Annotated in this window: 9 protein-coding genes; 8 read left to right on the plus strand and 1 reads right to left on the minus strand. The window is 66.8% G+C overall.

The genetic code is table 11. The annotated features are described in order from the left end of the window. Window positions 1–123 precede the first annotated feature (123 nt). The 5 genes from Q0316_RS05550 to Q0316_RS05570 all read left to right on the plus strand — a co-directional run bounded on the left by Q0316_RS05550 (window position 124) and on the right by Q0316_RS05570 (window position 5,828). Window positions 124–1,560, plus strand: coding sequence for a D-arabinono-1,4-lactone oxidase (locus tag Q0316_RS05550; protein WP_298670546.1), 1,437 nt, complete (start codon window positions 124–126; stop codon window positions 1,558–1,560). Between the two features lie 14 nt (window positions 1,561–1,574). Next, a complete protein-coding gene (locus Q0316_RS05555) occupies window positions 1,575–2,720 on the plus strand; it encodes a DSD1 family PLP-dependent enzyme (RefSeq protein ID WP_298670547.1) in 1,146 nt (381 codons plus the stop codon). Between the two features lie 130 nt (window positions 2,721–2,850). Next, entirely contained in the window at window positions 2,851–3,876 is a 1,026-nt protein-coding gene (gene dgcN / locus Q0316_RS05560) for an N-acetyltransferase DgcN (RefSeq protein WP_298670548.1), read from the plus strand. Beyond that, complete coding sequence (dgcA, locus tag Q0316_RS05565; protein WP_298670549.1) at window positions 3,849–4,844, plus strand: N-acetyl-D-Glu racemase DgcA; 996 nt, start codon at window positions 3,849–3,851, stop codon at window positions 4,842–4,844. The genes dgcN and dgcA overlap by 28 nt, the downstream gene beginning before the upstream one ends. 51 nt (window positions 4,845–4,895) lie before the next feature. Further along, window positions 4,896–5,828 (plus strand): LysR family transcriptional regulator, encoded by a 933-nt coding sequence (locus Q0316_RS05570; RefSeq protein WP_298670550.1) that lies wholly within the window; start codon window positions 4,896–4,898, stop codon window positions 5,826–5,828. Window positions 5,829–5,866: 38 nt separating this feature from the next. Here the strand turns inward: Q0316_RS05570 and Q0316_RS05575 are convergent, their stop codons facing one another. After that, a complete protein-coding gene (locus Q0316_RS05575; RefSeq protein WP_298670551.1) occupies window positions 5,867–6,595 on the minus strand; it encodes a glutathione S-transferase C-terminal domain-containing protein in 729 nt (242 codons plus the stop codon). A gap of 354 nt (window positions 6,596–6,949) precedes the next feature. Between Q0316_RS05575 and Q0316_RS05580 the strand changes: the two genes are divergently transcribed. From Q0316_RS05580 to Q0316_RS05590, 3 genes are all read left to right on the plus strand, one after another. Next, window positions 6,950–8,353 carry an MFS transporter gene (locus Q0316_RS05580; RefSeq protein ID WP_298670552.1) on the plus strand — a complete coding sequence of 468 codons (1,404 nt, stop codon included), beginning with the start codon at window positions 6,950–6,952 and terminating at the stop codon, window positions 8,351–8,353. 185 nt (window positions 8,354–8,538) lie between these two features. Next, window positions 8,539–10,320, plus strand: coding sequence for a GGDEF domain-containing protein (locus Q0316_RS05585; protein ID WP_298670553.1), 1,782 nt, complete (start codon window positions 8,539–8,541; stop codon window positions 10,318–10,320). Between the two features lie 254 nt (window positions 10,321–10,574). Beyond that, window positions 10,575–12,827, plus strand: a complete 2,253-nt coding sequence (locus tag Q0316_RS05590; protein WP_298670554.1) for a TonB-dependent receptor — start codon at window positions 10,575–10,577, stop codon at window positions 12,825–12,827. Window positions 12,828–12,918: the final 91 nt, after the last annotated feature.

Here is a 12,918-nt window from a genome sequence, read left to right on the forward strand (position 1 = left end):
GGGAGGACCGTTCGCGATGCAGCGGGCGTTGCGAAGGGCCAGCCGCGATGGGCGTGATGCCCGCCATGGCCCGTTTTGCGCTTCCGCTCGCGCGATATGGCGGCGGCGCATTTTCCGGAACACATGCGCAAGATGCATCCCGCGACCGATCCGCGCCGGCTGGAGGTCGTCACGTGGATGACGGTCGCACTAAGCTACGCCGCGACCGGGATGGTGGACGAGGAACCCGATCGCGACACCGTGTTGATTGAGTTTGAATCCTGGGCACCGGAACGGAGAGGCGGGCGGATGGAGTGGAGCAACTGGTCAGGAAGCGTCAATGCACGGCCGCAGGCGATCACGGCCCCGCGCGACGAGGGCGAATTGCGCGCAGCGATTCTTTCGGCGGACCAGGTGCGGGTGCGCGGCGCGGGCCATTCGTTCATGCCGTTATGCGCGACCGATGGCACCTTGCTCGACATGAGCGATTATCGCGCCACGGTCGAGATCGCGCCCGATCGCCGCAGCGTCTGGGCGCCCGCCGGGTGGAGCCTGGCGCGGCTGACCGAAGCCTTGTGGGCGGAAGGCTTGTCGCTCATCAATCAGGGCGACATCAACCCGCAATCGCTCGCCGGGGCGACCGCGACCGGCACGCATGGCACCGGCGCCGAACTCGGCAGCCTGTCGACGCAGGTGATCGGGTGCGAGTTGATGCTGGCGGATGGCTCGCTCATCCAGTGCGATGAAGCGACGCATCCCGATCTGTATCAGGCGCAGCGTCTGTCGCTCGGGATGTTCGGGGTGGCGACGCGCATCCGCATCAATGTGCTGCCGGCTTATTATCTGGAGGAGCGGATCGAAAGCCGCCCGCTCGGCGAAGTCGCCGAACGCTGGCAGGAACTGGGCAACGCCACCCGGCATTTCGAATTCTTCGTCTTCCCTTATGCCGATCGCGTGATCTTCAAGACGCTCCACCCGGTCGAGGGGCCGGGCGACCCGCATCGCGGCACCGATATCGACGAACGCCCGTTCCGCATCGCGTGCGAGATCGCGCGCGCGATGCCGTTCGCGATTCCGTCGCTGCAACGGCTGATGATGCGGCTGAGCGGCAAATCGACGCGCCGTGTCGGGCCGGCGTGGCGCATCTTTCCCGCCGATCGGACGATCCGGTTCGAGGAGATGGAATATGAGCTGCCCCGCGCGGATGGGATGCCGACCTTGCTGGAGGCGATCGGCTATATCCGGCGCAAGCGGCTGCCGGTCGCCTTCCCGTTCGAATTCCGGCTGGTGGCGGGCGACGATATCTGGATGAGCCCGTTCAATCGCGGTGCGGGCGCGTCGGTGTCGTTTCACCAGTATGCGCGGATGCCGTGGCGCAGCCTGTTCGCGGAGATCGAGCCGGTGCTGCGCGGCGCCGGCGGGCGCCCGCATTGGGCCAAGCGCCACACCTTGCGCGCGGAGGATGTCCACGCGCTCTATCCCCGCACCGGCGATTTCCTGAAGATGCGCGCCGAAGCCGATCCGGCGGGCAAATTCGTCAACGCCGATCTCGCGCGGCTGTTCTGCATCGCGCGCGGCTAATCGAGGTGAATCGCATGACCGACGAGGAACTCCACCGCCATCTGATCGGTCGACAGGGATCGCGGCGCGATCTCAACACCCCGGTGCTGGTGATTGATCGCGACGCGCTCGATCGCAACATCGCGCGGATGGCGGACTTCGCCGCCGCGCACGGGCTGAAATTGCGGCCTCATGCCAAGACGCACAAGAGCGGCGATGTCGCGCGCCGCCAGATCGCGGCGGGCGCGATCGGGCAATGCTGCGCCAAGCTGGGCGAGGCGGAGGCATTGGCGGACGCCGGGATCGCGGGGCTGCTGATTACATCGCCGGTGGTTGCCGCAGCCGGAATCGAGCGGCTCGTGGCGCTCAACGAGCGTTCCGCCGGGCTGATGTGCGTGGCGGACAACCCGCATGTCGCGCGCGCCACCGCGGCGGCGGTCACCGCGAAAGGCGGTCGGCCACTCACCTTGCTGATAGATATCGACCCCGGCATCCACCGCACCGGCGTCGCCAGCCCGGAATGCGCGGTCGAACTGTATCGCGCGATCGCCGCCGAGCCCGCGCTCGTTTACGGCGGCGTGCAATATTATTGCGGCTCGCAACAGCATATCGAGAGCTTCGCCGAGCGCGAGGCGGCGATTCATGACCGCGCCGATTATCTGCGCACGGTGCTCGCCGCGCTTGAGGCAGCGGGGGGCAAGCCGCCGATCGTGTCCGGCGGCGGCACCGGCACCCACCGGATTGATGCGACGCTCGATCTGTTCACCGAGCTTCAGGTGGGGTCATACATTTTCATGGACGACCAATATCGCGTCTGCGCGCTGACACCGGAGGAAGGGGAGATTCCGTTCGAGACGGCGCTGCTGATCGACACGCGCGTCATCAGCGCCAATTCGCCGGGGCTGGTGACGGTTGACGCCGGGTTAAAGGCGATGGCGACCGATGCCAAACCTCCGTTGCTCGCCGGTGGCGCGGCGGCAGGCACCGTCTATTTCTTCATGGGGGACGAGCAGGGCGCGCTGGTGAACCCGGCGGGCACGCTGCCCGCGCTTGGCGAAACGGTGACGCTGGGCGCGCCGCATTGCGACCCGACCGTCAACCTATACGATTTCTATCATGTGGTGAGCGATGGCACGCTCGTCGATATCTGGCCGGTAAGTGCGCGCGGCCGATCGCGCTGAACGCGCCTCCGCCCTGCCGGCGATGTTGCCGGGGTCGATCCCATAACCTCAGGGCATGGCAATAGCGCGTATCTGACTTTGGCCGCGCGCCCGCGACGAGCGACAATGCGGCTCCATTCGGAGATTACCCGTGCAGATTGAAACCCCCTATCTCCTCTATCTCGGCAGTGCGACCGATCCGCTCGCGGTGAAGACGGCGCGCGGGGTGGCCCATTGGCGGCCCGAACTGTCCGTGGGCCAGATGAGCGGCGCGGGGTGCACGGTCAGTATCGGCCTCGATGAGCTGACGTTCGATCAGGCGGTGGCGCGGGGCGCGAAGACGTTCTTGATCGGCATGGCCAATGCGGGCGGCGTCATGTCCGCGGAAACGGTCGAGGCGGCGCTCGCCGCGATCGAAGCGGGCATGAATGTCGCGTCCGGCCTGCACGAGCGGCTTTCAGCCCACCCCAAGATCGTCGAGGCGGCGGCGCGCCGCAATGTCCAGCTTTCCGACGTGCGCGAGCCGCCCGCCCGGCTGAATACCGGCACCGGCATCCGGCGCGCGGGCAAGCGCCTTCTGGCGGTCGGCACCGATTGCGCGGTGGGCAAGATGTATTCGTCGCTGGCGCTGGAGAAGGAATTGCGCGCGCGCGATGTGCTCGCCGATTTCCGCGCCACCGGGCAGACCGGCATCTTCATCGCTGGCGGCGGTATGCCGATCGACGCGGTGGTGGCGGATTTCATTTCCGGCTCGGTCGAGGAATTGTCGCCGGCGCGGCATGACGGCGGCTGGGATCTGATCGAGGGGCAGGGATCGCTGTTCCACCCCGCGTTCGCCGGGGTGTCGCTCGGCCTGCTGCACGGCGCGCAGCCCGATGCGCTGTTGCTGTGCCACGAGGCCGGGCGCACCCGGATGCGCCATCTGCCGGGGCACGCCGTGCCCACGCTGGAGGAATGCCTTGCCCGTAATCTTGAGGCGGCGCGGCTTACCAACCCCAATGTGATCGCGGTGGGCGTCTCGCTCAACACCTCGGCGCTTGATGCCGGGGCTGCGCTTCGTGCCTGCGCGGAGGTGGAGGATCGGCTCGGCCTGCCGTGTCAGGATGCGGTGGCGCATGGGCTGGGCCGCGTGGCGGAAAGGTTGATCGAATGCTTCGCACCGTCCGTTCCAGCATAGAGAACTGGCCGCTGAAGGCGCCGTTCCGCATCGCGCGCGGTGTGCGAACCGCCTCGGCGCTCGTCACCGTGGAGGTGGGCGAGGGCGGCGTGATTGGCCGGGGCGAGGGCGTGCCCTCCGCCCGCTATGGCGAGGATGTCGCGTCGGTCACCGCGCAGATCGAGGCGGTGGCGGGCGCGATCGGCGAAGGCGCGACGCGCGACGAGCTGCGCGCGCTGCTGCCCGCCGGTTCGGCGCGCTGCGCGCTCGATTGCGCCTTGTGGGATATGGAGATCAGGCTGGGCCGGGCGACGCTCGATCCGCTTCATCCGATTACCACCGCGCTGACCGTTAGCATCGACACGCCCGAGGGCATGGCCGCCGCCGCGCGCAAGCTGGGGGATGCCGCGCTCGTCAAGGTGAAGGTCAATGGCGAGCAGCCGGAGGCGTGCCTGCGCGCGGTGCGGGCGGAAGTGCCGAACGCCACGCTGATCGTCGATGCGAACGAAAGCTGGACAATGGCGCAGGTCGAACGCCTCCAGCCGGTGCTGGCCGAATTGCGGATCGCGATGCTGGAGCAGCCGCTGCCGGCCGGCGCGGACGATGCCTTGCACGGCTTCGCCGCGCTGGTGCCGATCTGCGCCGATGAATCCTGCCATGTCACCGCCGATCTCGATCGGCTGCGCACGCGTTATTCGATGGTCAATATCAAGCTCGACAAGACGGGCGGCCTGACCGAGGCGCTCGATCTGCTGGCGGGTGCGCGGACCATGGGGCTGGGCGTGATGGTGGGGTGCATGGTCGGTACGTCATTGTCGATGGCCCCGGCATTCCACGTCGCCCAGCAGGCCGATTTCGCGGACCTCGACGGGCCGTGGCTGATGCGGGAAGATCGACCGGGCGGCCTAGCCTTCGCCGCGGACGGCAGGGTGACCCCGCCTGTGGCGGGTTTCTGGGGAACAACGCGCGCGACACCGCCAGGGGCCTGAGCGCGCGTGATGGAATTCCGGCGCGGGAGCGGCTAGGTTCCCCGCCGTCCCATGAGCCAGAACGACCCCGCCCGCACGACGCAATTGCTCAGCCTGCGCCATATCGAGGTGTTTCACGCAATCTATGCGAACGGCTCGGCCAGCGCGGCGGCGGTGGTGCTCAACGTGTCGCAGCCGTCGATCAGCAAGACGTTGCGCCACGCCGAGGATCGGCTGGGGTTCGCCCTGTTCCACCGCGTGAAGGGGCGGCTCTCGCCCACCGAAAAGGCGCATATCCTGTTTTCTGAGATCGACGAGATTCACGAAAAGCTAATCTCGCTCCAGCGATCGGCGCGAAATCTGGGCGTGCGTGGCGAGACGCTGAAGGTTTCCGCGCTGCCCGGCTTCGGCCTGGATTTCCTGCCGCGCGCGGTGGCCTGTTTCCGCGCTGTAGAGCCACATGCCCGGTTCGAACTGGGGACACTGCACTCGGCGGATATCCTGCGCCGCCTGCAAAGCCGCGATTGCGACATCATGATCGGCTGCGAAGCGCCGATGCATCCGCAACTGGCCTGCCAGGAAATCGGATCGGGGCAGATCGTCGTGCTGCACAGGCCGGGCGCGCTCGGATCGGCTGGCGCGGTGATGGATCGCGAGAGGCTTCGGCGCCATAAGTTGATCGGCATGTCGGCCCAGAGTGGCCCGCTCGCGCGGATCTTCCACCAGGAAGTGGCGCGACGCGGCATTGATCTGGATGGCGATCTGACGGTCGACACCATGTATATCGGCGCGGTGCTTGCCCGGCTCGGCGCGGGGCTGGCGGTGAGCGACGATCTCTCCGCGCCCGCGCTTCTGGGCGAGGGGCTGATCTCCACGCCGTTCGAGCCGCCGATTGATTACCGGATTTTCGCCGTCCACCTTGCCGATGCGCCGCTGTCGCGCATCGCCGTGCGCTTCGTGAAAATGTTGCGGACGATGCTCGCAGCACCGGAATCCGTCGTCTGAGCGTTGGGGCGTCGCGCGACGCCCCTCGCCGCCGCCGGTTATCCCGCGCGGAGCCCGGACGCGGTGTGCATCGCATCGCCGAACAGGTTCGACCATTGTTCGGGCGTGAGCGTGATCTTCTGCCCCCGGAGCAGCGATGGGTTCTGGATCGCCGTGCCGGCCTTCACCCCTTCGCGCTCGCCCACTTTGGCGAACCATGATGCAAGCGCGGGATAGTCCGAAAGCGCGATGTCGATCACCGAGATCGCGCGCACCCATGGCCAGCACGCCATATCCGCGATCGAATATTCCGCCCCGCCGACCCAGGGCGCCTCGGCCAGCCGCGTATCGAGCACCGTCAGCAGCCGCCGCGCTTCCTTGCCGTAGCGCGCGAGGGCATAGTCGATATCCTCGGGCGCATAGCGATAGAAATGATGCGCCTGGCCGTGCATCGGGCCGAGCCCCGCCATTTGCCACATCAGCCATTCGATCACCTCACCGCGCGCGCGCGGCGCGGAGACCGGCGGGATGAATTGCCCATGCTTGTCCGCGAGATAGATCAGGATGGCGCCCGATTCCATCATGGTGAGTGGCGCGCCGCCATCGACCGGCGCGTGATCGACGATCGCCGGCAGCCGTCCATTGGGCGAGATGCGGCGAAACTCGGGGGCAAGGTGATCGCCGGCCAGCATGTCGTAACGGATCAGGCGATGCTCGATCCCGGCTTCCTCCAGCAGGATGGATACCTTCTGCCCATTGGGGGTGGGGACATAATGCAGGTCAATCACTTCTCTCTCCCTTCGCGATGCCGGTCACGTAGCGCCGTGGCGGCAGTGGCCCGCCATTCGTCCCGAAGCGCATCAGCCGGCCCGCCGGCTGCGCGCCGTAACGCCTTGCCACCGCTCGTTGTTTATCCGCTGACGCTGCTCCGGCGCGGCAATGAATGTCAAGTAAGTCGACGTACGTGGCGGAAATTAATGTCTGAATATTTGACAAAAACACCCGATGCCTTAGCTTTCTAATATTCTGGCGAAGACCGGGGACGATGCGGGAGGGTGCGATGATGGGCGTTCGTGGTTCGGCGATCCGCGCATCTGTTTCACACCGCGCACCTTCGGCGTCGATTGGGGATTCACATTCTGATGCACGCGCCGGTGAAAGAGACGATCGCCCCCGCAACAACGGATGTCGCGCCCCAGCCGGCAACCCCGCGCGAGCGGCGCTGGGCGCTCGGGCTGCTGCTCGCGGTGTCGACCGTCGCGTTCATCGACCGCACGATCCTCAATACCACCGGCCAGGCGATCAAGACCGATCTGAAGCTGAGCGATCTTCAACTCGGGCTGCTCGGCGGAACGGCATTCGCGTTGCTCTATGGCGTGCTGGGCATCCCGGTGGCGCGGCTGGCGGAACGCTATAACCGCGTTCGCATCATCGCGATCGCGATGGCGGCATGGTCGGCGATGACCGCATTGTGCGGCATGGCGAGCGGATTCACCGGGCTGCTGCTGGCGCGGATCGGGGTCGGCATCGGCGAAGCGGGCGCGGGGCCGCCGTCGCAATCGTTGATCGCGGATTATTTCCCACCCGATCGGCGCGCCTCGGCCTTCGGCGTCCTCGGGCTGGCGACGCCGATCGGCATCATCGTCGGCGCGATCGGCGGCGCGGTGGTGGCGCAGCATTTCGGCTGGCGCGCGGCATTCCTGATCGTCGGCTTACCGGGCCTGCTGCTCTCCGCGATCGTCTGGTTCCTGCTGCGCGAGGCGCCGCGCGGATTGGCGGACGGCCATCTGGCAGGCGGCGAAACCCCGCCGCTGAGCGCGGTCGTGCGCCGGCTGGCGGGAAGCCGCGCGTTCCGCAACCTGCTCATGGCCGGGATCGTGGTGAGCTTCGTCGGCTCGTCCGGCATGACCTTCACCCATCCGTTCTTCGTGCGCAGCTTCCCCGTCGGCTATACCGAGGCGGCGATCGCCTTCGCGCTGATGAACAGCGTTTCGCTCGCGGGCGGCTATCTGCTGGGCGGGTTCGTGACCGATCGGCTCGGGCGGCGCGACGTGCGCTGGTATGGCTGGATGCCGGGGATCTGCATGATCCTCACCGCGATCACCTATGTGATCGGTTTTTCGCAATCGACCTGGTTCTGGACGATCGTGTTGCTGATCCCGCCGGGGTTGTTCGCGGGCGTCTATTTCGGCCCGACTTTCTCGATCCTGCACAATCTGGTCGAGCCGCGGATGCGGGCATCGGCCACCGCGATCCTGACGCTGACGACCGGGATGATCGGGATGACGCTGGGGCCGCTGGTCACCGGCTGGCTGAGCGATATCTATGCCGCGCGCGCCTTTGCGGGCGATTATGCGCTGGCCTGCGCCGATGGCGGCACGGCGCAGGCGTGCATCACCGCGTCCGCCTCCGGCCTGCGCGCCGCGCTGGTGACGGTGTGCGCGGTGTTCGCGGTCGCGGGGTTCAACTTCCTGCGCGCGGCCGGCAGCCTGCCGCGCGAACTCGCGCATATGAGCAACGGCACTGGCGCGGCGGGCGCGGGATAAAGCGGCGCACGCGGGTCGTGGCGATCTGACCAGCCTTGCCGCCGGTCAGCGCCGTTCATCATCGCCCGGCCCTTGTCTGTTTCCGCTCGCGGTGCGCGCCTGTGCATCCGCCGTGCCACGGGCGAATAAAAATGTCCGAACGGGAAGTGCCGCGCGCGAATGATAAAGTTTTGCCAACTCTTTCCATGCGACACGGGCGTATGAAGCCGGCGGGGAAATTGTCTGGAGCGGCCTGGCGCTGGATCGGGCTGGCCCTGATCGTTCTCGCGACCTGCTGGGGCATTCCGGCGCGCGCCGAGACGATCAATGTGAAACCCGCGCTTTGCCATGCGGTGACGGATCGTGAGCAACGCGACGATACGCTTTCGTCGCTGCGATTTTCCTGCACGGGAACGCCGCAGGATTATCAGCAACGCAGCCTGTGGCTGACCATCCCGACCGCGCGCCTGCCCGCTGACCGCAGGGATCTGGCGCTGATGGTGCACCAGTCGCGTTTCGACCGGCTGGCGGTTGCCTTTTCCTATGCCGATGGCGCGGTGAAGTGGCAGGAGGTGCGCGGCGGCCAGTTCGGCGCGCACTGGCGCGCGGCCGGGCAGATCGTGTTCGAGGCGCCCGATCGCGATGCGCCGCTTACCGGCGTGACGATGCGGTTCGATCATTTCGCCGGTTACGGCCTGTTGCACGCGCGCCTGATGTCGAAAGCGGCCAGCACCGCGCAATCCACCGCGCTGGCCGCCGTGGCGGCGGCGGCGCTCACGCTGTTGCTGATCGGCAGCATCTATACCTTCTCGCTCGCGCTGGCGGTTCGCCGCCAGTATCTCGCGTGGCACGGCGCCTGGGCCGCCTGCATGTTTCTGTGGGGCCTGATCTGGTCGCAACTGCACCTTCTCGTCATACCGGCCATGGCGGGGCGCGCTTCGGCGCAGACGGGCACGTTCCTGTCCTGCCTCGCCATCACGCTTGGAACCGCAAGCGCGCTAACAGCGCCCCGGCCCGGCGCGGTGCCGCGCTGGGCGAAGGTTGGTACGCTGGCGCTGGGCGTGACCATCCTGCTGCTGGGCATACCGCTGACGTTCATGCGCGGCGCGGGGCTGATGGAACTCGACGCGATACTCGGGTTCCTCATTCTGGCCGATCTGCTCGCGGTCGCGCTCTGCCTCGCCTGCGCGTGGCGGCGCGGGGAGGCGAAGGCGCGCGATTTCGCCGGGGCATGGTTCGTGCCGATGGCGACGCTGGCGTTCATCCAGCTCGTCGATGTCGATGACGGTTTCTGGAACGGCGGATCGAAGCTGCTGATCCTCTTGGCGACGACATGGCAGACCTTGTGGCTGTCCGGCGCGGCGACGCGGCGGCTGGGGCGCCTGCGCATCGAGCGCGATCGTGCGCGCGCCGCCGAGATTCAGGCCCGCGAACTCGCGCGGCGCGATGCGCTGACGGGGCTGCGGAATCGTCGCGGCCTGATCGAAAGCGCGGCGCGGTTGCTGGAACATGCGCGGGCGAACCAGTTGCCCGCGGCATTCCTGCTCGTCGATATTGATCGGTTCAAGGCGATCAACGACGTGCATGGGCACGATGCCGGCGATGCGGTGCTGCGGCAGGTGGGGCGAAGGATCGCGGCGTGGGAAGGCACCATGTGCACCGTCGGTCGCATCGGGGGCGAGGAATTCGGCCTGCTCACCATCGGACTCGAAGGCGTCGTTCTTCGGCGTTTTGCCGAAAGCGTGCGGCTGGGGATAGCCGCCTGCGATCATGGCGAGGCGATCGGGGCGCAGTCGGTCACCGCCAGTATCGGCGTTGCCGAGGCGGTGCGGGCAACCGAATTCCAGCGACTGTTCAGGCGCGCGGACGAGGCGCTTTACGATGCCAAGCGCGCGGGCCGGGATCGTGTCGTGTCGCGGCGGGTGGAGGCCGGGGGGGGGCAGCCACGGGGTCGCGCCGGGCGCCCGGCAAGCCGAAGCGGCGGATAAGAGTGCGCGTGGCGAGCCGGGGCGTGCGCTTGCCCCGGCTCGGGCCGGCTATCGCTGGATAGGGAGGCGCCGGGAAACGTCCGTCGGCGTGCTGCTGCCAGCGTGGCGGATTATCGCCATGTAATACAGCAATATTTTGAAATTTCCCTTAGGACTTGAAGCGTTTTGGGCGGGGCGCTATCAGCCCCGTAAGAGCGCGTGTAGCGCCGGAAAATCGAAAGGAGGGGATCGAACCAGTGAATCCGGAGGGGATTATGCGTACACGATATTTCACCATGCTGGCTGCTGGAAGCGCGCTGATCGCGCTCGCGCCGGCTGCTAATGCCCAGGCTGGCGAAGCAACCGATAACGGCGGGCTGCCCGATATCGTCGTCACCGCCACCAAGCAGAAGCTGACGTTGCAGGAAGTGCCGATCTCGGTCGGTGTCGTCAGCGGCAAGGGGATGGAGGACCAGGGGGTCCGCCAGTTCACCGATCTCCAGTCGACGGTGCCCAACCTCCAGATCGACAATACCAACGGCAATTACGCGATCACCATCCGCGGCCTTGGCTCGGGTTCGAGCAATCTCGCGTTCGAGCAATCGGTTGGCCTGTTCGTCGATGGCGTCTATTCCAGCCGCGCGCGTTCGCTGCAGGTGCCGTTCCTCGATGTCGAGCGTGTCGAAGTGGTGCGCGGGCCGCAGGGCGCGCTGTTCGGCAAGAACACCAACGCCGGCGCGATCAGCATCATCACGCGGCGCCCGACGCGCGATTTTCAGGCGGAAGCGCGGATCGGCGGCGAGCTTGCGCAGGGCGGGTTCAACGCCAGCACCTATGTTTCGACGCCGGTGAGCGATACGCTCGCCATCCGCCTGAGCGGGCAGGCCGGCCGCACCGACGGCTATATCGACAATCGCATGACCGGCCAGAAGGAAAACGGCGGGAAATATATCTCCGGTCGCGCGCAGGTGCTGTGGCAGCCGACCGGCAATTTCGAGGCGCTGCTGAAGGTCGAGGCGTTCCGTAACGAGATCGACGGCTCGAACGCGGTGTTCAACAACATCGGCAACGCGGGGTGCTCGCTGTGCGATCTCGTGCGCAATGCGAGCGGCGGCGCCAACGCGCAGCAATATCCCGGCTTCTGGCGCACCAGCCGCGGCAATCCGCCCGAAACCGATATCACCCGCTCGAACACCCAGTCGCTGACGCTCAACTGGAACCCGGCGGACTGGAATATCACCTCGATCACCGCCTTCCAGAAGATCAACGCGGGGCGGACGTTCAACACCATTCCGGGCGGGCTGCCGCTGCTCAACACGCTGCAGGCGGAGAATACCACGCAATTCTCGCAGGAAGTGCGCGCGGCAAAGAGCATCGTCGACGGGCTGCGCGTCACCGCCGGCCTGACCTATACGCACGCCGACACCAGCATCGTGCAGGACGTGACCTATACCGGCATCGCCGCCGGGGTGGCGACCGTGCCGGACGGGATGGCGCACCGCCCGTTCGATCAGAAGACCTGGTCGCTCTCGCCTTATGCCATCCTCGATGCCGATCTTTCGAGCCATCTGAAGTTCAACGGCAGCCTGCGTTACAGCTATGAGGACAAGAGCGCGCGCGCGCAGAGCGTGTTCAACGGCGTGCGGCGCCCGGCGAACAACCTCGATTACGACATCTCCGGCCAGCGCAAGGAAAAGCTGTGGGATTACTCGCTGCGGATGCGCTATGAGTTCAGCAAGCAGGTTTCGGCCTATCTGAGCTATGCGACCGGCACCAAGGGCGGCGGGTTCATCTCGAACGACGGCCTGCTGCTGTACAATATCAACAACAACAAGGGCCGGTTCGATTTCGATTCCGAGCGCGCGCGCGCCTGGGAACTGGGCACCAAGATGCGGCTGCTCAACCGCCGCCTCGATATTGATCTCGCGCTGTTCCGCACGCGGTTCGAAAATCTCCAGGTCTCGTCGTTCAACGGCACCGCGTTCATCACCGGCAACGCCGCCGAGGCGACCGCGCAGGGCGTCGAGGTCGACACGCGCTTCCGCCCGAACCGCGTGCTCAGCATGGGCTTCGCGGGCGCCTATCTCGACGCGAAGTACGACAATTATCCCGGCGGCCCGTGTGTCTATAACGCACCGGCGGGCTGCACCCCGGCGACCAACAATCTGGCGGGCTCGCCCCTGGTGCGCGCGCCGGAATGGAAGGGATCGGGCTATATGCAGGTCGATGTGCCGGCGGGTGACAGCGTGATCGTCTCCGCGCGCGGATCGGCGGATTACACCAGCCGGTCTTACATGCAGGGCGATCTCAATCCGCTGAACAGCCAGCCCGCCTATACGCGCTACGATGCGCGGCTGGGCGTGCGCGCCAGCAACGACAAGTGGGAGGTCGCGCTCGTCGGGCGCAACCTGTCGAACGAGGTTATCATCAGCCAGGCGTTCAACACGCCGCTGCTGGGGAATAACAGCCACGTCGTGATGGTCGCGCCGCCGCGCACCATCTCGATCGAGGCGCGTATCCGCTACTAAGCGGGCGCAGGCCGCATAACGCGGGAAGCTTGGGCGGCCGCCGGCGGGGTTTTTCCACCGGCGGCCGCTTCACGTTGGACGCCGCGCGCGC

This window comes from uncultured Sphingomonas sp. (genome assembly GCF_937871615.1).
In the GTDB taxonomy this organism is placed as follows: domain Bacteria; phylum Pseudomonadota; class Alphaproteobacteria; order Sphingomonadales; family Sphingomonadaceae; genus Sphingomonas.

Coding starts and splice junctions, on each gene's coding strand:
- Q0316_RS05550 (WP_298670546.1), top strand. CDS start 124: ATGCGCAAGATGCATCCCGCGACCGATCCGCGCCGGCTGGAGGTCGTC.
- Q0316_RS05555 (WP_298670547.1), top strand. CDS start 1,575: ATGACCGACGAGGAACTCCACCGCCATCTGATCGGTCGACAGGGATCG.
- dgcA (WP_298670549.1), top strand. CDS start 3,849: ATGCTTCGCACCGTCCGTTCCAGCATAGAGAACTGGCCGCTGAAGGCG.
- Q0316_RS05570 (WP_298670550.1), top strand. CDS start 4,896: ATGAGCCAGAACGACCCCGCCCGCACGACGCAATTGCTCAGCCTGCGC.
- Q0316_RS05580 (WP_298670552.1), top strand. CDS start 6,950: ATGCACGCGCCGGTGAAAGAGACGATCGCCCCCGCAACAACGGATGTC.
- Q0316_RS05585 (WP_298670553.1), top strand. CDS start 8,539: ATGCGACACGGGCGTATGAAGCCGGCGGGGAAATTGTCTGGAGCGGCC.
- Q0316_RS05590 (WP_298670554.1), top strand. CDS start 10,575: ATGCGTACACGATATTTCACCATGCTGGCTGCTGGAAGCGCGCTGATC.